This window comes from Pseudomonas rhizoryzae (assembly GCF_005250615.1).
Taxonomy (GTDB): Bacteria; Pseudomonadota; Gammaproteobacteria; order Pseudomonadales; family Pseudomonadaceae; genus Chryseomonas; species Chryseomonas rhizoryzae.
In genome coordinates this window covers 321,557-343,960 of the sequence record NZ_SULM01000004.1, presented here as the reverse complement: position 1 = coordinate 343,960, position 22,404 = coordinate 321,557, and the positions used below count along the sequence as shown (strand labels likewise).

Below are 22,404 nucleotides of genomic sequence, written 5' to 3'. Positions count from 1 at the left end.
TCAACTCTCCTTGCTGCAGTCACGCGGCGTGATGCCCTTTTCCTTGGCATACTGCTGCGCCGAGGCCTCGATGATTGGCCGCAGGAAGGCGCGGTCGGCCTGCACCCAGCCGCTCACCAACTTCCACTTTTCGCCATCCCATTGCTGCATGCGGATGGCACCACCGCCTTCGTGGTCGGCGCAGGAGAGCCTGAGCGGCTGCACCAGGCCCTTGGCGCCCAGGGCTTGCAGGCGGACGTCGTCCAGATTCAGGTGCTCGAAGCCCCAGCGCACCTGCTCGCCGGTGAGGGGTTTGTCCCCGTACTTGGCCTGGGCTACCCGCAGCGCCTCGACGTTGAGGATGCCGTTGACCACCCCGAGGTTGTAGTAGACGGTACCGAAACGCTGGGGATCGGCCAGGTCGCTCTGCCCCTTGGCCACCACCTCGCGCTCGATGCCCTGGAGCACCGGGAAGTCGGTGCCCGAGGGGTGGGTGGTGACGGCCAGGAACCCCTTGGCCGCCGCGCCGGCCGGGCGGACGTCTTCCTCGGAGTTGCTCCAGATGTTGCCGATGATGTGGTCGACCGGGTAGCCGACCTTCTGCGCGGTCTTGATCGCCACCGGGTTCATCACGCCCCAGCCACGCAGGATCACCCAGTCGGGCTTGATGCGGCGGATGTTGAGCCACTGGGATTGCTGCTCGTTACCCGGGTGCGGCACCTCCAGCAGGGTCAGCTGGAAGCCGTAACGATCCGCCAGCTTCTGCAAGACCTCGTTGGTCTCCTTGCCGTAGGGCGAGCCGTGGTAGAGGGTGACGATCTTCTTGCCCTTGAGGCTGTCGACCCCACCGCCCTGCTGGCCTATCCAGTTGAGGATGGCCGACACCTCCGAATAGGGATTGAGCTGCAGCGGGAAGACATAGGGGAAGACGCTGCCGTCGGTGGAATCGGTACGGCCGTGGTTGATGGTGATCAGCGGCAGGTGGTCGGCGGTGGAGCGCTCCAGGGTGGCGTAGGCGATGCCCACCGACAACGGATTGGTGGCCGCCGCGGGCGCGCCGTCATGGCCGTTCTTCAGACGCTCGTAGCATTCCACGCCCTTCTCGACAATGTATTCGGTTTCGCATTCGCTCCACACCAGCTTGACGCCGTTCACGCCGCCGTTGGCGTTGACGTATTTCATGTAGTCGATGAAGCCGCCGAAGAAGCCGGTGCCGCCGGCGGCATAGGGGCCGACGCGATAGCTCTGCAGCGGGAAGTACTGCTCGCCCGCGGCCTGGGCCGGGCCGAAGCTGCTGAGGCCCAGGGCCAGGACGAGACTGCCGAGCAGATGACGTTTGCACATGGGAGACTTTCCTTGTAGGGCTAAAGCCGACGGGCCTTCCCGCCGGCAGGGAATGAAGTCAGCGGCGCTGCAGGCGTTGCCAGCCGCGCGTGGCGAGGCGGGCCAGGCCCTCGGGTTCCTTGATCAGCACCAGGATGATCAGGGCGCCGAAGACCATCTTCTGCAGGTTCTCCAGCTGACCCGCGGCGATGAGGTCGCCCGGCAGCCAGCCGGCCAGGTTGGAGAGCAGCAGTGGAAACAGCACGATGAAGGCCGCGCCATAGAGGCTGCCGGCCAGGCTGCCCAGGCCGCCGAGGATGACGATGAAGAGGATCTGGAAGGAGCGACTCAGGTCGAAGCCGTTGGGCTCCACGGTGCCCAGGTAGGTGAAGGCCCAGAGCGCGCCGGCGATGCCCAGGTAGAAGCCGCTGAAGGCGAAGGCCAGCAGCTTGGCCCGCACCACCGACAGGCCCATCACCGCCGCGGCCGTCTCGCGATCGCGCACCGCCATCCAGGTACGGCCCAATTCGCCGTGCACCAGGCGCGCGGCCGAGGCGAACGACCCCAGCACCACCACCAAGGTGGCCAGATAGCGACCCAGCGGCCCGCCGAAATCCTGGCCCAACAGCAGCAGTGGCGGTGCGCTGATCACCCCCGAGGCGTTGCCATGGGAGAACCAGTCGAAGCGGGTCAAGGCCCACAGAATGAAGAATTGCGCCGCCAGGCTGGAGACGATCAGGTAGAAGCCGCGAATCCTCAGGCTGGGCAGGCCGAACAGCAGGGAGACCAGGGCTGCCAGCAGGCCGCCGGCGAACAGGCACAGCGGTAGCGGCAGTCCCAGGCGTACCTGCAGGTTGTAGGTGGTGAAGGCGCCCACCGCCATGAAGGCGGCCGAGCCCAGCGACAACTGCCCGGCATAGCCGGTGAGCAGATTCAGCCCCAATCCGGCCAGGGCCAGCACCAGGAAGGGAATCAGTAGGGCGTTGAACAAGTAGTCGTTGCCGACCCAGGGCAGCACGCCAAAGGCCAAGGCCAGAATGGCAACCCATACCAGGCGCGCCGGCCGAATCGCGAGCGCACGGGCAGACAGCGGACGCGCAGCCAGCGCGTCGACGGTGGTAGTCATAGTGAATCCTCTAGACGCGCTCGACCGTGGGTTCGCCGAACAGGCCGACGGGTCGAATCAGCAGGAAGACCAGGGCGAAGGCATAGGGAAACCAGTTCTCGATGCCGCCGCCGATCAGGGGGCCGAGATAGACCTCGGCGAGCTTTTCACTGGCCCCGATCAGCAGGCCGCCGACGATGGCGCCGGTGATCGAGGAGAAGCCGCCGATGATCAGCACCGGCAGCGCCTTGAGCACGATCAGCGACAGCGAGAACTGCACCCCCAGCCGCGCGCCCCAGAGCAGCCCGGCCACCAGGCCGACGCAGCCCGCCACCGCCCACACCAGCGCCCAGATGCGCGGCAGGCGGATACCCACCGCCTGGGCCGCCAAGGGATCGTCGGCCACGGCACGCAGCGAGATGCCCAGCCGCGTCCGTTCGAACAGCAGCGACAGGCCCAACACCAGCAGCGCCGCCACCGCCGCGGCGAAGAGATCGAAGGACGACAGCAGCAGGTCGCCCACTTCCAACGGACTGTCTTCGATGCCGAGGTCCAGGCCATGCACCTGGGCGCCCCACAGCGCCTGGGCCGCGCCCTCGATGAAATAGGCCAGCCCCAGGGTGGCCATGAACAGCACCAGCGGCGAGCGATTCACCAGCGGTCGCAGCACCGTGCGCTCCACCGCCACGGCCAGCAGGATCATGACGCCCAGCGTGAACAGCAGTGCCAACCAACCGGGCAGGCCGCGCTCCACCAGGCTGACGTAGGTCAGGGCGGCGAACAGCAGCATGGCGCCCTGGGCGAAGTTGAACACGCCTGACGCCCGGTAGATGAGCACGAAGCCCAGCGCCACCAGGGCATACATCACCCCGGCGAGCAGGCCGCCGAGCAAGACTTCCAAGAAAAACGCCATGGTCTTCTCCCTGTGGCGTAGGTATTCCCTAGTGACGAGTGCCCAGGTAGGCGGCTATCACCGCCGGGTCCTGGCGCACCGCGGCGGGTGGGCCGTGGGCGATGAGGCGACCGTAGTCCAGGACCACCACGTGATCCGCCAGCTGCATCACCACCTGGATGTCGTGCTCGATCAGCACCACGGTGACGCCCTGCTCGCGGTTGATGGCCTGGATATAGCCGCTCAGTTCCTGCTTCTCGCCGGCGTTCATCCCGGCCATGGGCTCGTCGAGCAGCAGCAGCCGTGGCTCGGCGGCCAGCGCCCGGGCCAGTTCCACCCGCTTCTGCAGGCCATAGGGCAAGCTGCCCACGGGGGTTTCGCGCCAGGGGCCGAGGTGCAGGAAGTCCAGCGCCCATTCGGCCACCGCCCGCTGCGCCCGCTCTTCCGCTGGCGCCCGGCCCAGGGCGAAGACCTGTTCCGGCCAGGAGGCCCGCCGATGGCGGCCGCGCCCGGTGAGCACGTTGTCCAGCACGCTCATGCCCTTGAACAGTGCCAGGTTCTGGAAGGTGCGGGCGACCCCGGCGTGAGCGGCAGCCTGGGGCCGCCGCAAGGCCTTGGCACTACCGGCCAGCAGCACCCTGCCCTGCTGCGGCCGGTAGAGTCCGTTGATCACGTTGAGCAGCGAACTCTTGCCGGCGCCATTGGGCCCGATGAGGGCGCAGATCTCGCCCTCGCGGACCTGGAAGCTGACCCCGGTGAAGGCCGTCACCCCACCGAAGGCCAGCGTCAGGTCGCTGACCTCCAGCAATACCGGCGCCGCCGAGGTCGCCTTGGCCAGGCTCGCCCCCATCTGTCAGGCCGCCGCCTGGGCCGCGGCCCGGGCTTCCAGCTCGCGCACCAGCGGCAGTACCCGCTTGCCGAAGTACTCCACCTCCTCCTGGAAGTGCAGGAAGCCGGCCAGCACCAGGTCCACGCCCTCCGCCTTGAGCGTCACGATGCGCTCGGCGATCTGCTCGGGGGTGCCGATCAGGTTGGGTTTGAAGCCATCGTTGTACTGCACCAGGTCCTCGAAACTGGAATTGGCCCAGTTGCCCTTGCCTTCCGGGCTGGAAGCGCCGGCCTGGCGCGCGGCATCGCCAAAGGCCTTGACCGCCTCGGGGTTGGCCTGGGCGACGATGTCCTGCAGCACCTCGCGCGCCTCGGCCTCGGTGTCGCGGGCGATGATGAAGGCGTTGACGCCGATCTTCACCTCGCGCCCCTCCGCCGTTGCCTTGGCGCGCAGGTCTTGCACCTGGGCGCGGATGTCCTCGCGGGTGCCGCCGTTGGTGAAGTACCAGTCCGAGACCCGCGCCGCCATGTCCCGCGCCGCCCGCGAACTGCCGCCCTGGAAGATCTCCGGGTGCGGCTGCTGCAGCGGCTTGGGCTTCAGGGTGTAGTCGCGGAAGCGGTAGAAGTCGCCGGCGAAGGTGAAGTTGTCCTGGGTCCAGATGCCCTTGAGCGCGCGGATGAATTCCTCGGAACGACGATAGCGCTCGTCGTGCTCCAGCCAGGGCTCGCCGATGCCGTGGAATTCGCCCTTGAACCAGCCGGACACCAGGTTGATGGCGATGCGGCCATTGGTGAGCTGATCGATGGTCGCCAGCTGCTTGGCGGCCAGCGCCGGATTCCAGGGGCCGGGCAGGATGGCGGCGATCACCTTGAGTCGCTCGGTGGCCGCCAGCAGCGCATGGCTGAAGGCTACAGACTCATGCTGGTACTCGGCGCCGTAGCCAGCGGTGAAGCGGATCTGCGTCAGGGCGTAGTCGAAACCGGCCTGCTCGGCGAGCTGGGCCAGCTTACGGTTGTAGTCGATCCCCCAGTGGGTGCGCTGCTCGATGTTGCTGACGACCAGGCCACCGCTGACGTTGGGGACCCAATAGGCGAATTTGACGGGTGCGTGGGACAAGGTTGCTTCCTCCAGATGACGCCGCCTCTGGGGCGGTCGAGATGATGTCAACGGAACATCATCAAGAACCAGGCCAACTCTATAAATCCTTATTTATCAATGGCTTGTTAAAAATTTTCGGTAGCTAAGAGCTGTTCGGACCCAGGCAGCTGTTGTCTCGCTGTCTGCCCAGCAACAGTGCCTCCCAGGCGCTGGCCCGGGTCTTTCACGGATACGCTGGCGGCGGGCGAAAACGACGACGCCCGGAGGGCTAGGGCCGCTCCGGGCGTCGCAGGGAGAGAGCTAGGGAATCGGCGCTAGCGCGCCCGCAGATGCCGCACGTAGCGGTCGCCGATGAACTGGATACCGCACACCAGCACCACCAGGATGGCGATCACCACGGCCATCACCTGGGTGTCGTAGCGCTGGTAACCGTAGCGGATCGCCAGGTCGCCCAGGCCCCCGGCGCCTATGGCTCCAGCCATGGCCGAGGCGCCGATCATGGCCACCAGGGTCACGGTGAAGCCACCGATGATCCCCGGCAGCGCCTCGGGCAGCAGCACGTTGAAGACGATGTGGCGCCGCTCGCACCCCAGCGCCTGGGCTGCTTCTATCACCCCGCCGCCGACTTCGCGCAGGCTCACCTCGGCGATGCGGGCGAAGAACGGCGTGGCGCTGAGGGTAATGGGCACCACCGCTGCCCAGACGCCGATGGTGGTGCCGGTGATCAGCCGCGTCAGCGGGATCAGGGCCACCAGCAGGATGATGAAAGGCGTGGCGCGAAAGGCATTGATCACCGTGCCCAGCACCCGGTTGAGCGTGGGCGCGGCGAAGATGGCGCCGCGCCCGGTGGTGACCAGTATCACCGCCAGGGCGATACCGGCGAACCAGACGATGGCCGCGGAGATGCTGACCATGGTCAGGGTATCGAGAAAGGCCTTCCACAGCGCCTTGAGCATGAACTCAGACATAGCCCAGCACCTCCGCCCGGGCGAACAGCCCGTCCTGCCCCAGGAAGGCGGCCAGACGGCGGTCGGGCGCACGGGTGGCTACCAGCAAGCGGCCCAGGGCATGGCCTTGAATCCGGTCGATGCCGCCATGCAGGAGCTCCACCGGTGCGCCGAGCGCCTGGCCCAGGGCCTGGAAGTCGGGCTCCCCGCCCTGGCCGTCGTAGGCCAGCTCCAGCACCGCACGGGCGCCGGGCTGGCGGGTGGCGGTGAGCTGCCTGGCGAGATCCGCCGGCAACTGGGCGGCCAGCGGGGCCAGCAGCGCCTGGGTGGCTTCGGCCTGGGGCGCACCGAACAGCTGCCACACCGGCCCCTGCTCGACGATGCGGCCGTGCTCCAGCACCACCACCCGGTCGCAGATCTGGCGGATCACCGCCATCTCGTGGGTGATGAGGACGATGGTCAGGCCCAGGCGACGATTGATGTCTTGCAACAGCGCCAGGATCGATTGGGTGGTCTCAGGATCGAGCGCCGAGGTGGCCTCGTCGCACAGCAGGATCTCGGGTTTGAGCATCAGGGCGCGGGCGATACCCACCCGCTGCTTCTGACCGCCAGAGAGTCGCGAGGGATAGACCTGCTCCTTGCCCTGCAGACCCACCAGCTCCAGCAATTCCCGGGCGCGCGTCTCGATCTCGTCACGGCGGAAGCCGGCCGCCTTGAGTGGCAGGGCGAGGTTCTCCAGCACGGTTTGCGAGGCCAGCAGGTTGAAGTGCTGGAAGATCATGCCGATACGGCGGCGCAACGCCACCAACTGGCTGCCGCCCAGGGTGCCGATGTCGACGCCATCCACCAGCACCTGGCCGGCGCTGACGTCCTCCAGGCGATTGAGGGTGCGGATCAGGCTGGACTTGCCGGCGCCGCTGCGACCGATGATGCCGAAGATCTCGCCGCGGGCGATGGACAGGTCGATGTCCGCCAGGGCGGTGACGGGCACCGCGCCGCCGGTATAGACCTTCTGCACCCCGCTCAGGCGCAGGTGCTCGCGAGCTGCGACGGCCTGGGGTTCGGCCGGCGTTTGCGGCTCCAACGTTTTCAGCAAGGCGTTGCTCATCGTGCGGCCTCCTGCCGGTTCAACCAGGCCAGGCTGTAGAGCTGCGGATTGCCATAGGCCTTGGCGATGACCTCACGCACCCGCGGATCGCTCTGGAACACCTGGATGAAGGTCAGGATCGCCGGGTCCTTGGCTTTTTCCGGGCGAGTCACGAACCTCAGCGCATAGAGGTGACCGTTGGCCTCGTCGTCGCTGAACAGCAGGGCGCTGCCCGGATCTGCGGTGCCGGCGGCGAGGATATGCGAGGGATAGCTCTGCGCCAGGGTCACGTCGTCCAGTACCCGGGCCAGCTGCGGACCGGGCAACTCGATGAACTTGAGGTGTTTGGGATTGGCGACGATGTCCTGCAGGCTGGCCTTGGGCCCGGCATCGGGCTTGAGCTGGATCAAGCCGGCGCGGGCATAGAGCTGCAGTCCGCGCCCCTGGTTGACCGGATCGTCGGCCACCGCCACGGTGGCACCGTCCGGCACCTCGGCGAAGCTCTTCACCCGCTTGGAATAGAGCCCGACCTTGTTCTCCACGCCGTAGGCGATGGGCACCAGGCCATAGCCATTCTGGGCGTTGGCGTTCTCCAGGAACGGTTGGTGCTGGAAGTAGTTGACGTCGATATCGCCGTGGGCGAGTGCCAGGTTCGGCGTGTTCCAGTCACTGAAGGAGACGATTTCCACCTCCACACCCTTTTCCCGCGCCACCTCGACGGCGCGCTCCAGGGCCGCGTTCTGCGGACTGTCGTTGATACCGAGACGGATCTTCTGGGGGTCGGCAGCCTGGGCCGACAGCGCCAGGGCACTGCTCGCCAGGAGCAGCCCGAGGCGTTGGAGAATCGAAGGAATAGCCATGGGAGACCTCGAGATGTCGAGGGCTCGTCCGGTGGTCCGGTGGAACCCGTAGGGAAAGAATCAGCTGCCCTGCTGGCCGGGCGCGTCGACGAAGAAATAGTCCTGCCAGGCGCTGGGCTGGTGGCGGCTGGCACCGCTGCGGTAAGGGAACTGAATGATCTGCCCGGCCTCGATCGACGCCTCGTGGACAACCCGGTAGGTGGTGGGGTGGCCATCGATCTCGGTAGCTGCGACCGCCAGCCCGGCGAGCAGGCTGGCGGCAAGCCCCGGCGGCAGGGGCCGAGAGGTAACGGGATGATCTAGAGACATCGTAGCGCGCATCCAAGCATTGGACTTATAGCCTACTCAGGGCGTTGTACATTTTTGAAATAATGAGGAGTTATATGGATAGGTCGGGCATCGGTGGGAATCCACCCTCCCCCAACCCTCTCCCCAAGGGCGAGGGGCGCCCGGTCGACCCGCAGGTTGACGCTGAGCGCAGCGAAGCCCAACACAACGCCCTATCCGTCCGCAGCAGCTTCCGATGCCCTAGCTCGTCGCGGCCGTGCGCACGAAGGCGGCCACCCGCGCCGCCGTGTCCGCCAGCACCTGGGTCTGGCTCAGGCCGCTGCTCTTGAGCGGCTTGAGATCATGGTCCGCGGTGGCGATCCATTGCACCTCGATGGTCGGCGCCAACTTATAGGCCTCCACCTCCTCGCGACTGCCCAAGGCATCACGCTCGCCCTGGACGATCAGCGTCGGCGTGGCCAGGGTCGCCAGGTGCTCGGTTCGCAGCCGCTCGGGCTTGCCGGCCGGATGGAAGGGATAGCCCAGGCAGATCAGCCCCGCCGCTCCCAACTCGTCAGCCAGCAGACTCGCCATCCGCCCGCCCATGGACTTGCCCGCCAGCCACAGCGGCCCGCTTTCCAGCGCGCGCCACGCGGCCACCACGGCCCGCCAATGCTCCAGCAGCACCGACGCCGGATTCGGCGGACGCCGCTTGCCCTCGGCACGGGCCCGGGCCATGTAGGGGAATTCGAATCTCAGGGTGCGGATCTCACGCCGCGCCAGTTCTTCGGCCAGCTGCTGCAGGAAGGGGCTGTCCATTCCCGCCCCGGCGCCATGGGCCAGCAACAGGGTCGCCAGAGGCACGCTCGCAGGCCGGCATTCGCGAAAGGTCCCGAGGTACAACTCGTCTGCCATGGGCTACTCCTCGTCAAAACCTCGGAGCTTAACCCGGCGTTCATTGATCTGGATCAATAAAGCTCGGACCGTGCCCCTCACACTGGTCACCTCGACCCTACTGGAGCCCGGCATGACAGCCGCCCTCGTCTGGGACGCCGACCTCATCGCCCGCTACGATCGCGCCGGCCCCCGCTACACCTCCTACCCCACCGCCGTGCAATTCCACGACGGCATCGGCCCCTTCGACCTGCTCGGCGCCTTGCGCCTGAGCCGTCAGGCCGGACGCCCGCTGTCGCTCTACCTGCATGTGCCCTTCTGCGCCAACATCTGCTACTACTGCGCCTGCAACAAGGTCATCACCAAGGACCGCAGCCGCAGCGTCGCCTACCTTGCGGCCCTGCGCCAGGAAATGGCCCTCATCAGCCGGCACCTGGATGGTGGGCAGCGGGTGGAACAACTGCACCTGGGTGGCGGCACCCCAACCTTTCTCAATCCGCTGCAACTGCGCGAATTAATGGCCGACCTGCGCCGCCACTTCACCCTGGCCGACGACGACCGCGGCGACTACTCCATCGAGATCGATCCGCGCGAGGCCGACTGGAGCACCATGGGGTTGCTCCGCGAGCTGGGCTTCAACCGGGTCAGCTTCGGCGTCCAGGATCTCGATCTGCAAGTGCAACTGGCGGTCAATCGCCTACAACCCTTCGACGATACCCGCACCCTGGTCGAGGCCGCCCGCGCCCTCGACTATCGCTCCATCAACCTGGATCTCATCTATGGCCTGCCGCGGCAGACCCCGGCCGGCTTCGCCCAGACCGTGGCGCGGGTACTGGAGCTCCAGCCGCATCGACTGTCGGTGTTCAACTACGCCCACCTGCCGCAGCGCTTCCCGCCGCAGCGGCGCATCGAGGCCAGCGAACTACCGACACCCGCGGCCAAGCTGGAAATGCTACAGCGCACCGTGGAGCAACTGCGTGCGGCCGGCTATCGCTACATTGGCATGGACCACTTCGCCCTGCCCGACGACGACCTGGCCATCGCCCAGGAAGACGGTACCTTGCAGCGTAATTTCCAGGGCTACACCACCCACGGCCACTGCGACCTGCTCGGCCTGGGCGTTTCCGCCATCAGCCAGGTCGGCGAGGTGCTTTGCCAGAACAACCCGGACCTTGCCCACTACCAGGAGCGCCTGGCCCACGGCGAACTGGCCACCGCCCGCGGCCTGCGCCGCTCGCGGGACGACCGCATCCGCGGCGCGGTGATCGCCCAGCTGATCTGCCATTTCCAGCTGGATTTCGCCGCCATCGAGCGCAGCTGCGCGCTGGATTTCCGCCAGTACTTCGCCGACGCCTGGCCGCAACTCAGCGCCATGGCCGCCGACGGCCTGATCCGTCTCGACGAACGTGGCCTCCAGGTGCTGCCGTCGGGACGCCTGCTGATCCGCGCCCTGTGCATGCTGTTCGACCGCTACCGACCGGACGGCGACCCCCAGCGCTTTTCCCGGGTGATATGACCCATGCCTGCCACGACTGCTAAAGTTAGACTTTTGGAACCAGAAGAGAAGCGACCCTCTGCCATGACCGAGCCCCTCAAGCTGCGCACCGCCCAGGCCCATTGCAAGGATTGCAGCCTCGCCTCGCTGTGCCTGCCTTTGTCGCTCGATCTGAAAGACCTGGACGCCCTCGACCAGATCGTCAAGCGCGGTCGGCCACTGGCCAAGGGGGACCATCTATTCCGCCAGGGCGACGCCTTCGGCTCGGTCTATGCGGTGCGCTCCGGCGCCCTGCGCACCAGCAGCCTGAGCGATGCCGGCGAGGAGCAGATCACCGGTTTCCACTTGCCCAGCGAGCTGGTCGGCCTATCGGGCATGGACAGCGAGCGCTATCCGGTGTCGGCCCGGGCGCTGGAAACCACCACCGTCTGCGAGATCCCCTTCGAGCGTCTGGACGAACTCTCCGAGCAGTTGCCGCAACTGCGCCGGCAACTGCTGCGGGTGATGAGTCGGGAAATCCGCGACGACCAGCAGATGATGGTGCTGCTGTCCAAGAAGAGCGCCGACGAGCGCATCGCCACCTTCCTGGTCAATCTCTCGGCGCGCTTCCATGCCCGTGGCTTTTCCGCCCAGCAATTCCGCCTGAGCATGTCACGCAACGAGATCGGCAACTTCCTCGGCCTGGCCGTGGAAACGGTATCGCGGGTGTTCACCCGCTTCCAGCAGAGCGGCGTGTTGGCCGCCGAAGGCAAAGAAGTGCGCATCCTCGACTCGGCCCGCCTCTGCGCCCTGGCCGGCGGTCAACTGGAAGGCTGACGACGAGGCGGCGCGACGCCTGGCGCCGCCTCGTCTTCTGGACGCTGCCGTTGCCAGCCGCCATCCGCTCATATCGCGGACCGAAGGCCCCCAGCGCTAGCAAGCCAAGGTCCGTGACGCCCTCCCTGTCAGACCAGGGGCAGGTAGATATCGGTCTGCCAGAGCTCCTGGGGCGTTTCCGGATAGACGCTCAGGTAGTGGAAGAACAGCGGCTCGTCCCGTAATTCCTCGCCGCTGCCGGGCAGCCAGTCGCGGTAGAGCGGATAGATGCTTTCGTCTATTCGATCGGTCGAGCCCTGGTGGCGGACCACGGCATAACGGCCACCCGCGATGAGCAACTCCCGTACGCCCTGGGCATTGGGCCAGACGTCTTCGCTGATCTCGCCGCCGATGGCGAAGCGAAAGTCCTCTGTGGGGGTGGTATCGGGATTGCTGAAAGGTATGCCGAAGGTCCGACTGGTCGCCACCGGTGACTGGCCGCTGCTTTTACGCCAGTCGATGAAGAGGCGCACGCTCTCCTCGACCTGGTGACGCGGCCCCCGGTGCTCGAAGGCGGCGATCCTGACCGCGGTGAACTCCACTAGACGTATTTGCATGACGAGACTCCTGGATAGACGAGGAATGTCGAATACCTGATGCCAGGGCCGCCAATCGGGTTGCTGACGGAACTGCCGCGGCGCCTGGCCGAACACCCGCCGGAACGCTCGGCTGAAGGCCTCCGGACTCTCGAAGCCGGCCTCCAGCGCCACTTCCAGCACGGAGCGCCGCCTGGCCGCGAGCAGGCCCAACCCCGCACGCCGCAGGCGCAGCAGGTGCACGTAACGGGCGACCGGCATACCCAGGAAGGCGGTGAATTGCCGATGGAAGTGAAAGGCCGAGAAGGCAGCGACCCGACTCAGGGTGCTCACCGACAGGTCACCGTCCAGATTCGCCTCGATATAGGCGAGAACCGCCTCGAGGCGATGGGGATAGGTGACGGGCGAAGCGATGACGGGCAGATCCATGGGGCTGGCCTGGTGTTGTTCGACCGCCCAAGGATCGCCTATCTCGGAGTGACGATACCTAGCCGTCCTTGCGCAATGGCCTGTCGCGGATGAATGTACGACTAGGTTCTGTACGAAAAATCGCCGAGCGAAGGTCAGGCGAGGCCTAGGCGGCCCCGCGAAAAAAGCTGAGGAAGCGGATCGGACTCGCGCTCGAGTTTACGAGCGGTAAATGAGCATTCCGACGGGGCCGCCTAGGTGGGGCTGGCCATCCAGGTCTTTTTCAACGAAGCATCATCACCGAGCGCAGGTATTTTTCGTACAGAAACTAGTGTGGTGTTTCAGAAGTTATCTACACAATTTTGGCGGCGCTTTTTGCCCCTGGGCGGTGTTGCCACTCCTCGCCATAGCCCTGCTATGACTCGTCCCGGCGCCTGGCCCAGGAACAAAAATCACTCGCCAATTCTTGTGCGAACTTCTGAAACACCACACTAGAGACTGATCGGCTTGCGCCCGGCAAAGGCATGGGTCAGAGTGCCGCCATCGACCAGATCCAGCTCGCCTCCCAGGGGCACGCCATGGGCGATGCGCGAGATGGTCAGGCCCTTGGGTGCCAGCAGCTGGGCGATGTAGTAGGCGGTCGCCTCGCCTTCCACCGTGGGGTTGGTGGCGATGATCATTTCCTGGAAACCGCCTTCGCTGACGCGCCGTTCGAGCTCGGGCACGCCGATGGCGTCCGGCCCCAGGCCGTCGATGGGCGACAGGTGCCCCTTGAGCACGAAGTAGCGCCCGCGGTAGCCGGTCTGCTCCACGGCAAAGACGTCCATCGGCCCCTCCACCACGCAGAGGATGCTGTCGTCACGGCGGGTATCGGCGCAGAAACCGCAGATCTCGTCTTCGCTCAGGGTGCGGCACTGGCGGCAGTAACCCACCCCTTCCATGGCCGCGCTGAGGGCGCTCGCCAGACGCAGGCCGCCTTGGCGTTCACGTTCGAGCAGTTGCAGGGCCATGCGCTGGGCGGATTTCTGCCCGACGCCGGGCAGCACGCGGAGCGCATCGATCAGTTGGCGAATCAGGGGACTGAAGCTCATGGACTACCGTACTGGAGAGCGAAAGAAAACGGGTGCCTGGGGGCACCCGTGGCAAGAGCCCAGGCTCTTTTCAGATGAAAACTAGAAAGGCATCTTGAAGCCGGGCGGCAGTTGCATGCCGGCGGTCATGCCGGACATCTTGTCCTGGCTGTTCTGCTCGATCTTGCGCACGGCATCGTTCACCGCGGCAGCGATCAGGTCTTCGAGGATTTCCTTGTCTTCCTGCATCAGGCTGTCGTCCAGGCTGACGCGCTTGACGTCGTGTCGGCCGGTCATGACGACGCTGACCAGGCCGGCGCCGGATTGACCGGTCACTTCGGCGTTCGCCAGCTCTTCCTGCATCTTCTGCATCTTTTCCTGCATCTGCTGGGCCTGCTTCATCAGGCCGGCCATGCCACCTTTCATCATGTCTGCTACCTCGAACTATGAAATGGAAGCCGGTCAGGCTTGGGTGTCGACCGGCTCGATGGTACCCGCGCGCACCGTGGCGGCGAACTGTTGAATCATCTGGCGGATCAGCGGATCGTCCTGGATGGACTGCTCCGCTTCACGCTGGCGCTCCGCACGGCGCCGCGCGGCCGCCTGGGCGGGCGTCTCCTGCTCGGGCGTCTGGATGGTCACCTCGAGCGTGATGGGACGGCCCTGCTGCTGGCTCAGCGCATCGTTGAGCCGGCGCTGCTGGTTGGCGTTGAACAGAGCACTTTGCGCCGGGTCCAGGTGCAGATGCCAGCGATCACCCTCCACCGCCACCAGGGTGCAGTTGGCCGCGATGCTGGCGGTCAGGCCGCCCAGCTTGAGCTCGGGAAACAGCGTCTGCCAATCGGCGGCCAATCCCGTAGCCGGCTGTACCGCCACCGTCGAGGCGGTCTCGGCGATATTGTCGACCGCCGGCTCACCGAGGGTGTCGAGATAATCGTCCAGCCCCACCTCGTAGTAATCCTCGGCCGGCGGCGGCTCTTCGTCACCGTCCAGATCGTCACCGGAGGTGTCCGCCGGCACATCGGCGATCACCGTGGCCACGGGCGTCGCCTCGACGTGAGGCACGGCCGGCGCGGTCGGCGCTGCAAGCGGCGCTGGCGGGGCCGGCGCCGCCTTGTTCGCCTCAGGCGCAGGTTCCTCCCAGGGGAGATCGACCGGCTCATCTATAGGGGTGGTATTACTGACGGGTGGCGTAGCCGGCGCTGGCGGCTGTGGAGCTGCCGCTACTGGCGCAGGCGTCACCGGCACGGGAGCCGCCGCGGCCACCGGACGCGAGTCGGAGTCAGCCGTGGCCGGGCTGGCTCCCGTCGTCTTTAACGCCGGCCGTTCGGGAAGGGCCACACCTGCCGGCCGGAAGGCCAGCATGCGCAGCAACACCATCTCGAAGCCATGCCGTGGGTCCGGTGCCAGCGGCAGATCACGCCGCCCGACCAGACCCAGCTGGTAGTAGTACTGGACGTCTTCCGCGGGCAGCGCTTGCGCCAGCGTCAGCACCCGCTCGCGATCACCCTGGCCGTTGTCCACCGCATCGGGCAGCACCTGGGCGATGGCCACCCGATGCAGCACGTTGAGCAACTCGGCCAACACGCCACTCCAGTCGGGCCCCTGCTCGGCCAGATGGCGCACCGCCTCCAGCACCGCGCGACCATCGCCTTCCAGCAGGGCATGCAGGACGTCGTAGACCTGGCCATGGTCGAGGGTACCGAGCATGGCGCGCACGTCGGCGGCCAGCACCTTACCCTCGCCGAAGGCGATCGCCTGGTCGGTCAGGCTCATGGCATCGCGCATGGAGCCGTCAGCCGCGCGACCCAGCAGCCAGAGGGCATCGTCCTCGAAGGGAATGCTCTCCGCCGCCAGGACGTGCTGCAGATGCGCGACGACGCGCTCCGGCGGCATGTTCTTCAGGGCGAATTGCAGGCAGCGCGAGAGGATGGTGACCGGCAGCTTTTGCGGATCGGTGGTGGCGAGCAGGAACTTGACGTGGGGCGGCGGCTCTTCCAGCGTCTTGAGCAGCGCATTGAAACTGTGCGTCGAAAGCATGTGCACCTCGTCGATGAGGTACACCTTGTAGCGTCCGCGAGACGGCGCGTACTGCACGTTCTCCAGCAGCTCGCGGGTGTCTTCGACCTTGGTGCGACTGGCGGCGTCCACCTCGATGAGATCGACGAAACGGCCTTCGTCGATCTCGCGGCACACCGAACAGGTACCGCAGGGAGTGGAACTGATGCCGGTCTCGCAGTTCAGGCACTTGGCCAGGATCCGCGCGATGGTGGTCTTGCCCACCCCGCGGGTGCCGGTGAAGAGATAGGCATGGTGCAACCGCTCGTTGTCCAGCGCATTGATCAGCGCCTTGAGCACATGGGTCTGGCCGACCATTTCGCGGAACGACCGCGGGCGCCATTTGCGCGCAAGAACCTGGTAACTCATCGAGACCTGATCGGGAGAAGACGGGAAGGGAGCACATGCTAACGAAGAGGTGCGTTTAATGCACCCCGCATGCTCGACCGCCAGGCCGTCCAAGGGGCTGGCGCTACCTCGCTAGATGGAGGCAGCCACCCGACCTTTCAAGCGATCCGCCAGGGAAACCGCAGTGGCAGGGTGCGTCTCAGGCGCGCAGGCAACGGTCCTCGCCATCGGCCAGCACCACGCTGGCGACATAGGCCGCCAGGGCGTCCAGCTGGACACGCAGGCTCGCCACGGTGGCGTTCATCTTGAAGGGGTTGAGCGCATCGTCGTTGCTCAGGTCGAATTTGAGCAACAACAGGGGTTCAGTGGGGTGATAAATCTGGGCAACCAGTAGGGCACCGGTATCGCGTCGGCAAATGATGCGATAGGGATGCAAACCGAGGCTGAGCGCGCGCCCTGCGCTTTCGAGTCCGTTCTTCACGAGAGTTCCTTGGACGTCTGTCCATAGACCAAGAATGCAACGCAGATGATGGCACGGAGACAGGAACCAAAACAGCGACCGCCTCACGATTGTTTCGCGAAGTGGTTAACGTGAGGAAAAGGCTGGAAGGGAAAACGCGAGGAGGTAGAGGCAGGAAAAGCTGGAGCAGAAATGGAGGTGGCCCCGCCAGCCACACCCCGGCACACGACATCACCGCTGCGGCTGCTCCCTTCCGGGCCTGACCGGGTATTGTGCAAGCACACTGGTTGATCGCTGAACCGCTCTAGTCAGCAGGTTATGGGGAGTTTGGGGTTGTACCTCCTTTCGATGCTCAACACATGATTCTTGAGGTGGCGGCTTTGTCACACATCGGTGTCACACAGGCCTGTCACACATGTACGTTATTCGCAGAGGCTCGACCTACTACCTCAACGTCCGTATCGGCAATCAGCACTTACGAATCAGCCTAGGGATACAGGAGCGACGAGCAGCGATCTTCAAGGCCACGGCGATAGCTCAAAGGGTCGATGAGCATCGGTTTAAGCACCCACAAGCCACCTACAGCGAGCTACACGCACTATGCAGGACATTGGTGCTGACGGAGAGACTCGAACGTCTGCCCTCCTCGTCTCCTCGTGCTCAGACGGTTACTCCACTACCAGTTAGAGCAAACGGGCCGCTGCTGAGCAGGCTTGCTAAGGAGTACGTAGCTGAAGGAAAGCAAGGAGCCTGGAGGCAAGGACAGATAGCTGACGTTGAACGCACCATCCATGACTTCTTTGCCTTGATGGGTGATATGCAAGCGGAAGTTTTTGACCAGCAACAGGCTAGGACCCTAAAGGAGAGGTTATCCCGATGCCCTAGCTACTATGGTTTGCGTCCTGAGTTCAAAGGCAAGACGCTGCTGGAGATTGTGGAGTCAGGCCATCAGTACGAGACCATAACGCCAGTTACCATCAACAACCGGCTACGAAAGCTCACCTCATGGATGAACTGGTGCGTTTCGAACGGATACCTTGAGACAAACCCTCTAAGCGGAATGAAGGTGATGGAAGCGTCAGCTAAGGACGCACGCCTACCCTTTGATCAACAAGACATTACCACCCTCCTCAACCATGGCTCTCTAACAAAGGAGGCTAAGAAGAACCCCTGGAGGTACTGGCTACCTTTGCTGGCACGAGCTACGGGAGCACGGTTGGAGGAGTTATCTCAGCTCTACCTTGAAGACATTGTGCAAGAACAAGGCATTACCTGTATCAAGATCGATGACGCTAGGCCAGACCAGAAGCTCAAGAACCCTTCCAGCCGACGAATCATCCCGCTGCATCCTGACCTGCTGGACATGGGGCTACGTGACCACCTGGGGGATTTGAAGCAGGCAGGGCAGGAAAGGTTGTGGCCTGAGTTGAAGGCTGTCCGAGGCAAATACGGATACGCCGTATCAAAGTGGTTTGGCGTTTACAGGCATAAGCAAGGGATCACCGATCCTCGTAAGACCTTCCATAGCTTCAGGCACTCGTTCATCGATGACATGAGAGAGGCCGGGATTGCCGATAGCCTACTGAAGGACATGGTAGGTCATGGGGACACAGCAGTGACATTTGCGGTGTATGGAAAGCGACGTTTCATTGAGCAGATGCTTACAGCAGTGAGCCAGATAAAACTGACCATAAACCCATTATAAACGTTACATTATAACAAAAAGACACAAGGGCCACTCCGACACTCCCCAGCAACCATGCACCTTGTAGCACGTCTGTGGCCCGATTATCGTTCCCCTCCCCCTCCGTTTGCTAAGCACAGGCGTTGCTTTCTCTGCAAAAGATTTGCGCGCCAATAGTTATTGATAGCCTGCATCTATCAAGCTTTACATTGTGATTACAATTTCCCTACGAACTAGATTTCAAACGACTGTCTGATTACGTGACCCTAACTGAGCCATCAGGAGAGACGTATGAAAGGCTATAAACCATGCGACGTCACCGTGAGCACCAGTCTGTTAGAGAAAGAGCTGTCGGCAAGGAAGGCACGGCTTGAGAGGGCGAAATCGGATCTACACCACCGCTTTGAGATTTACGCCAAGGAACAGGCATGCGTTGCGAGCCTGGAGAAGGCGTTGGCTAAGGCGCACGGCCTCTACTAGCAGCATCATCAATCGACCGTTAAACGATACCGCTCATCCGATAGGCCAACTGGTATCAACAAATAGGCCAAACGACTATTTGATACGCTGATAAAATGATCCCACCTTAATTGATACCGAGGGATCGAGATGAGCCGTACGTTCCTATATGCCCGCGTCTCCACTGCCGACCAAACCACTGACAATCAGCTACTCGAAGTAAAGCAAGCAGGTTTTGCTGTAGATGCTCGTAGGGTTGTCACTGAGACGGTGTCCGGCTCTATCCAGGCTAGTGAGCGTAAAGGCTTCCAGAAGCTTCTAGAGCGCATGGAGCACGGAGACACGCTGATCGTTACCAAGCTCGACCGACTGGGCCGTAACGCTATGGACGTACGCAGCACCATAGAGAAGCTGTCAGAGGAAGGGATCCGGGTTCACTGCCTAGCTCTGGGCGGAGTAGACCTCACAAGTGCAGCAGGCAAGATGACCATGCAGGTGCTATGTGCTGTAGCCGAGTTCGAACGTGACTTGCTCATCGAGCGTACCCATGCTGGCCTGGAACGAGCAAAGGCAGAGGGCAAGAAGCTGGGAAGGCCTGAAGCTGTGGACACTACTGAGAAGGTACAGAAGGCCAAGGTACGCGGATTGACTCAGAGCCAAGCAGCCAAAGAACTAGGCGTTGGCATCGCTACCATCAAGCGCCACTGGAACAAAGTCTGAACCTTCCACCGTTATCGCAATCATAGTAGGTATGAGTGCTCCAACTCTCATAGCCTCTTGAGCCCCGCCCAGTGCGGGGTTTCTTTTGCCTGCTATTTAGCTACCTCCTACCCCTTAGCGTTGCACTCAGGGGCTTGCAGACGGCATAGCGTCGATATTTCCAACTCTTAAGGGAATCTGCTGCTTAGGCCAAGCTTTTGACTTAACGCTATCACCCTAGCGACGATATTTCCCTTAGATATGCACACCACCTGTCAGATAATAAGAAGCTAATATTTCGGTAGAGTTGATGAAAAAACTACAGCAGAACTACCACTCGTCGGATAACCATGTAAGGATAAATGGTTGAAACCCTTGATACTGCTGGATTCTTATATAATCACGAACTTCTTACTGTGCAACCTACCATATACAAAACAGCAAATCCACGTTATAATAATCATATAGGGACAGGAAAAGTTTAAAAGAAAATAAATTTTAGGTGTGCAACTTATTAATTGCTAAATAGCTGTTTCCGTTGTATAATAAGAGGGGTAGCAGGGAACTAATCAGTATCTTTAAATAGACAATCCAAACTGTATTGTTATTATTTAATAGAACTGTATCTTTTCAGAATCACCCTCTCCCGCTTATAATGAAAGAATACCAACACGAATAGCACATCCTTCATTGGATGTATTTTCGTGCCTGTTAGAAAAGTTTACTGGGCTGATCATTCCCCTTGTAAGTGATTCGTGAGAGCAATCATACTCTCCGCTGCGTATCATCACGTTGCTCTGTTTGTTGTCCTCTTGCTCGCAGCTTACACCTTTTGCTGCGGGTTCTTTCAGCACCAAGCACCACCGTCGAGTGATAGAGAATTCGTGCAGCAGCCAATCATACACTCCACAGATGTAGAGATTGGCAACTAATACTCCTCCAGCTCTTCTTATAGAGCTTTGACATCCTTCAGTGTATCGTCCTGGGATGTCCTTTTATTTAATACCCCTGTCGGACAACTCAGTCGGCAGGATTCGTTCGTTCAAAATAAAGTATTTAGAAAAATAAGAGGTTTTACCAATGGCTCAGAAGGTACTAAGACGTTGCTTACAGTGCAACACAGAGTATTACAGCTTGTCTGCCAAGGCGTGGTGCTGCGGTGACCCCAACTGCTACAAGCTGTGGCACAAAGCTAGACAAAAGCTACACCTAAGCACCAAAGAATATAAAGATATCTGCATCCAAAAACAGAAGGATAAAAACAATGAAGACTCTGGCACGTAAACAGAATAAACAATCCCAGCTACAGATGAATGCTTCACTTACTAAGGGGCATGTGGACTACGTCCTGAGTCTGGCCACAGAAAAGAAGATTTCATTCAGTCAGGCACTGAACCTGATTATTGATGAGAGGCTGAACGCGGAGCTGTATGAGCTTCTAAGCCGAGCTGAGTAGGCCCGAGTGTCCCACAGACACTCCCCGTGGTTCTCCCAGACACCTGGCCGAGTGTCCCACAGACCCCGTAGTAATAATGAATATAGAGATAAAGAATATAAAAATAAAGAATAACAGAAAGGAGAAATTAATTTATGACTTAAACACTTAGAAGCGTAGTCCTTCTTAGCTTGGTCTTCGACCTGCGCACGAAGGCCTAATAGAGCAAAAGCAGAAAACGATATTCTTTTTAATCTTATTATCTATCCGTGCTAATGCATGCTTGTGTGCTTGCTGTGGTATTGGGGCTTTAGTCCTTATACATTTGTGTTTGGTGCAGAGATCGAAGATCGATAGAGAAATAGATTCCCCGAGTGTCTGACAGACCTACGGGATTAACCAAAGAGGAAATAGAAATGGAAAATACAGTGCGTATCAGGCTTGGTGAGCAAGCGACTCAAAACCTGTTCGAGATTATGAAGCTTTTAAACAAAGACAGTGCTACCCATACAGCTAACATTATCATCAATCAATACCTAAATCAACTACGTGCTCAAGAGGGCCTAAAAAATGACTACTCAACTATTCGCTAAGTCAGAAAAAGAGCTATCCCCCTACTTTGCTGTTTACCGTGAGTTCCTACCTGCTACTGGTTGGAAAGGATGGGAACAAGTGAAGGTAAAGAACCCTGAAGGCAAGATGATTGCTACCGGAGAAGTGAAGGAGGTTATATATCCTTTCACTAGTGAAGAAAAAATGCTGTGGTCTTGGATGCTAGATCGGTATCAGTTCTTTAAGACCAACAACAATGTCTGGTTCGATAACCAGGACGAGATCGCCGCCTACACTGGTTTCAGTGTCTCCACTGTCAAACGCTTTATCAAGAAACTCAGTGTATCTGGTGTGCTGGTCATCAAGGCTAAGAATATGGGCGGGGCGCGCTTCAGCAACTCATATGTGATAACAAAAGACCTAGAGTTGGTGCAGCCAGCTAACATCGTCAAGAAGGCCTCTGTAAGCTCGCAGGTTAAACGATCAGAACAAAGCAATACCAATGCTCAGCCTGACGTATACGTTGAATTTGAGAACGCTGGGATGGACTGGGTTAATGAATCACTACCGCTGGAAGATTATGAGGGCATTGAGTTTTCTGTTGAGAATGAATCCAGCAGCTATCAGGAGTGGGAAACATGGCCTGCTGAGGTAGTGCAACAGAAGCCAGTGAATGCGTGCCCATTTGCCACTGCGCCTACTAAACGGTTTAAGCCCAACGGTTCAGTGAGCGAGGAGATGGAATTTTGGTGCGATAAGAACCAAGTAGCCATCACCAATGTGGACAGCCAAACTGTATTCAAACATAAGGCAAAGCGATTCGTTATTGAGGCCGGTGCGTTCGTTGAATACAAAGCTACAACGTATAAATCATCAGCACCTAAGACCTTAGCCGAAGCTGCTGGAATGGAATGGATGCTGAACAAGTTGGATGAGAGCGGAGGAAGCATTCCGTTTTAACGTTTAACCCCCATCCCACTTTTACGTTTTAACCAATTAAACTTAAACAAAATTCAGTCCTAAAGACTAAATGGCCTGAAGGCTGCCTTATGCCTTTAATAACC

Annotated in this window: 23 protein-coding genes; 8 read left to right on the top strand and 15 right to left on the bottom strand. The window is 61.4% G+C overall.

Annotated features, from left to right (window positions below; genetic code table 11):
- The 10 genes from FAZ11_RS08235 to FAZ11_RS08190 all read right to left on the bottom strand — a co-directional run bounded on the left by FAZ11_RS08235 (position 1) and on the right by FAZ11_RS08190 (position 9,302).
- Positions 1 to 1,323, bottom strand: coding sequence for an ABC transporter substrate-binding protein (locus FAZ11_RS08235; protein ID WP_058771810.1), 1,323 nt, complete (start codon positions 1,321 to 1,323; stop codon positions 1 to 3).
- Positions 1,324 to 1,381: 58 nt separating this feature from the next.
- Positions 1,382 to 2,428 carry a branched-chain amino acid ABC transporter permease gene (locus tag FAZ11_RS08230; protein ID WP_058771809.1) on the bottom strand — a complete coding sequence of 349 codons (1,047 nt, stop codon included), beginning with the start codon at positions 2,426 to 2,428 and terminating at the stop codon, positions 1,382 to 1,384.
- A gap of 10 nt (positions 2,429 to 2,438) precedes the next feature.
- Positions 2,439 to 3,320 (bottom strand): branched-chain amino acid ABC transporter permease, encoded by an 882-nt coding sequence (locus FAZ11_RS08225; RefSeq protein ID WP_058771808.1) that lies wholly within the window; start codon positions 3,318 to 3,320, stop codon positions 2,439 to 2,441.
- Between the two features lie 28 nt (positions 3,321 to 3,348).
- Positions 3,349 to 4,149 (bottom strand): ABC transporter ATP-binding protein, encoded by an 801-nt coding sequence (locus tag FAZ11_RS08220; protein ID WP_058771807.1) that lies wholly within the window; start codon positions 4,147 to 4,149, stop codon positions 3,349 to 3,351.
- Positions 4,150 to 4,152: 3 nt separating this feature from the next.
- Positions 4,153 to 5,244 (bottom strand): dimethylsulfone monooxygenase SfnG, encoded by a 1,092-nt coding sequence (gene sfnG / locus FAZ11_RS08215; RefSeq protein ID WP_058771806.1) that lies wholly within the window; start codon positions 5,242 to 5,244, stop codon positions 4,153 to 4,155.
- A 296-nt stretch (positions 5,245 to 5,540) separates the two neighbouring features.
- Positions 5,541 to 6,194 (bottom strand): methionine ABC transporter permease, encoded by a 654-nt coding sequence (locus FAZ11_RS08210; RefSeq protein ID WP_058762864.1) that lies wholly within the window; start codon positions 6,192 to 6,194, stop codon positions 5,541 to 5,543.
- A complete protein-coding gene (locus FAZ11_RS08205) occupies positions 6,187 to 7,281 on the bottom strand; it encodes a methionine ABC transporter ATP-binding protein (protein WP_058771805.1) in 1,095 nt (364 codons plus the stop codon). Before FAZ11_RS08205 ends, FAZ11_RS08210 begins: the two co-directional genes overlap by 8 nt.
- Entirely contained in the window at positions 7,278 to 8,120 is an 843-nt protein-coding gene (locus tag FAZ11_RS08200) for a MetQ/NlpA family ABC transporter substrate-binding protein (RefSeq protein ID WP_058771804.1), read from the bottom strand. The genes FAZ11_RS08205 and FAZ11_RS08200 overlap by 4 nt, the downstream gene beginning before the upstream one ends.
- 60 nt (positions 8,121 to 8,180) lie before the next feature.
- Positions 8,181 to 8,429, bottom strand: coding sequence for a hypothetical protein (locus tag FAZ11_RS08195; RefSeq protein WP_058771803.1), 249 nt, complete (start codon positions 8,427 to 8,429; stop codon positions 8,181 to 8,183).
- A gap of 219 nt (positions 8,430 to 8,648) precedes the next feature.
- The gene (locus FAZ11_RS08190) at positions 8,649 to 9,302 is read right to left on the bottom strand and encodes an alpha/beta family hydrolase (RefSeq protein ID WP_058771802.1); all 654 of its coding nucleotides are present in this window, start codon (positions 9,300 to 9,302) and stop codon (positions 8,649 to 8,651) included.
- A 112-nt stretch (positions 9,303 to 9,414) separates the two neighbouring features.
- Here FAZ11_RS08190 and hemN point away from each other — a divergent pair, with 112 nt between their 5' ends.
- Positions 9,415 to 10,797, top strand: coding sequence for an oxygen-independent coproporphyrinogen III oxidase (gene hemN, locus FAZ11_RS08185; RefSeq protein ID WP_058771801.1), 1,383 nt, complete (start codon positions 9,415 to 9,417; stop codon positions 10,795 to 10,797).
- A gap of 63 nt (positions 10,798 to 10,860) precedes the next feature.
- Complete coding sequence (gene fnr / locus FAZ11_RS08180) at positions 10,861 to 11,592, top strand: fumarate/nitrate reduction transcriptional regulator Fnr (RefSeq protein ID WP_058762858.1); 732 nt, start codon at positions 10,861 to 10,863, stop codon at positions 11,590 to 11,592.
- 128 nt (positions 11,593 to 11,720) lie between these two features.
- Here the strand turns inward: fnr and FAZ11_RS08175 are convergent, their stop codons facing one another.
- The 5 genes from FAZ11_RS08175 to FAZ11_RS08155 form a co-directional block, all read right to left on the bottom strand.
- On the bottom strand, positions 11,721 to 12,596 hold the full coding sequence (locus FAZ11_RS08175; protein WP_058771800.1) for an AraC family transcriptional regulator: 876 nt from the start codon (positions 12,594 to 12,596) through the stop codon (positions 11,721 to 11,723).
- 470 nt (positions 12,597 to 13,066) lie between these two features.
- Entirely contained in the window at positions 13,067 to 13,666 is a 600-nt protein-coding gene (gene recR / locus FAZ11_RS08170) for a recombination mediator RecR (protein ID WP_058762857.1), read from the bottom strand.
- An 81-nt stretch (positions 13,667 to 13,747) separates the two neighbouring features.
- Positions 13,748 to 14,074 carry a YbaB/EbfC family nucleoid-associated protein gene (locus FAZ11_RS08165; protein WP_058762856.1) on the bottom strand — a complete coding sequence of 109 codons (327 nt, stop codon included), beginning with the start codon at positions 14,072 to 14,074 and terminating at the stop codon, positions 13,748 to 13,750.
- 33 nt (positions 14,075 to 14,107) lie between these two features.
- Entirely contained in the window at positions 14,108 to 16,072 is a 1,965-nt protein-coding gene (dnaX, locus tag FAZ11_RS08160; protein ID WP_058771799.1) for a DNA polymerase III subunit gamma/tau, read from the bottom strand.
- A 178-nt stretch (positions 16,073 to 16,250) separates the two neighbouring features.
- The gene (locus FAZ11_RS08155) at positions 16,251 to 16,532 is read right to left on the bottom strand and encodes a hypothetical protein (protein WP_058762854.1); all 282 of its coding nucleotides are present in this window, start codon (positions 16,530 to 16,532) and stop codon (positions 16,251 to 16,253) included.
- 394 nt (positions 16,533 to 16,926) lie between these two features.
- On the opposite strand from FAZ11_RS08155, the gene FAZ11_RS08150 reads away from it, so the two are divergent.
- From FAZ11_RS08150 to FAZ11_RS08130, 6 genes are all read left to right on the top strand, one after another.
- On the top strand, positions 16,927 to 18,216 hold the full coding sequence (locus FAZ11_RS08150) for a site-specific integrase (RefSeq protein WP_058768322.1): 1,290 nt from the start codon (positions 16,927 to 16,929) through the stop codon (positions 18,214 to 18,216).
- A 270-nt stretch (positions 18,217 to 18,486) separates the two neighbouring features.
- Entirely contained in the window at positions 18,487 to 18,675 is a 189-nt protein-coding gene (locus tag FAZ11_RS08145) for a hypothetical protein (RefSeq protein ID WP_042137691.1), read from the top strand.
- A 129-nt stretch (positions 18,676 to 18,804) separates the two neighbouring features.
- Positions 18,805 to 19,374 carry a recombinase family protein gene (locus FAZ11_RS08140; protein ID WP_042137693.1) on the top strand — a complete coding sequence of 190 codons (570 nt, stop codon included), beginning with the start codon at positions 18,805 to 18,807 and terminating at the stop codon, positions 19,372 to 19,374.
- Between the two features lie 1,243 nt (positions 19,375 to 20,617).
- Positions 20,618 to 20,809 carry a hypothetical protein gene (locus FAZ11_RS08135; protein ID WP_058768321.1) on the top strand — a complete coding sequence of 64 codons (192 nt, stop codon included), beginning with the start codon at positions 20,618 to 20,620 and terminating at the stop codon, positions 20,807 to 20,809.
- Positions 20,810 to 21,204: 395 nt separating this feature from the next.
- Positions 21,205 to 21,381, top strand: a complete 177-nt coding sequence (locus FAZ11_RS24665; RefSeq protein WP_158295290.1) for a hypothetical protein — start codon at positions 21,205 to 21,207, stop codon at positions 21,379 to 21,381.
- Positions 21,359 to 22,300, top strand: a complete 942-nt coding sequence (locus FAZ11_RS08130; protein ID WP_137279557.1) for a helix-turn-helix domain-containing protein — start codon at positions 21,359 to 21,361, stop codon at positions 22,298 to 22,300. The genes FAZ11_RS24665 and FAZ11_RS08130 overlap by 23 nt, the downstream gene beginning before the upstream one ends.
- Positions 22,301 to 22,404: the final 104 nt, after the last annotated feature.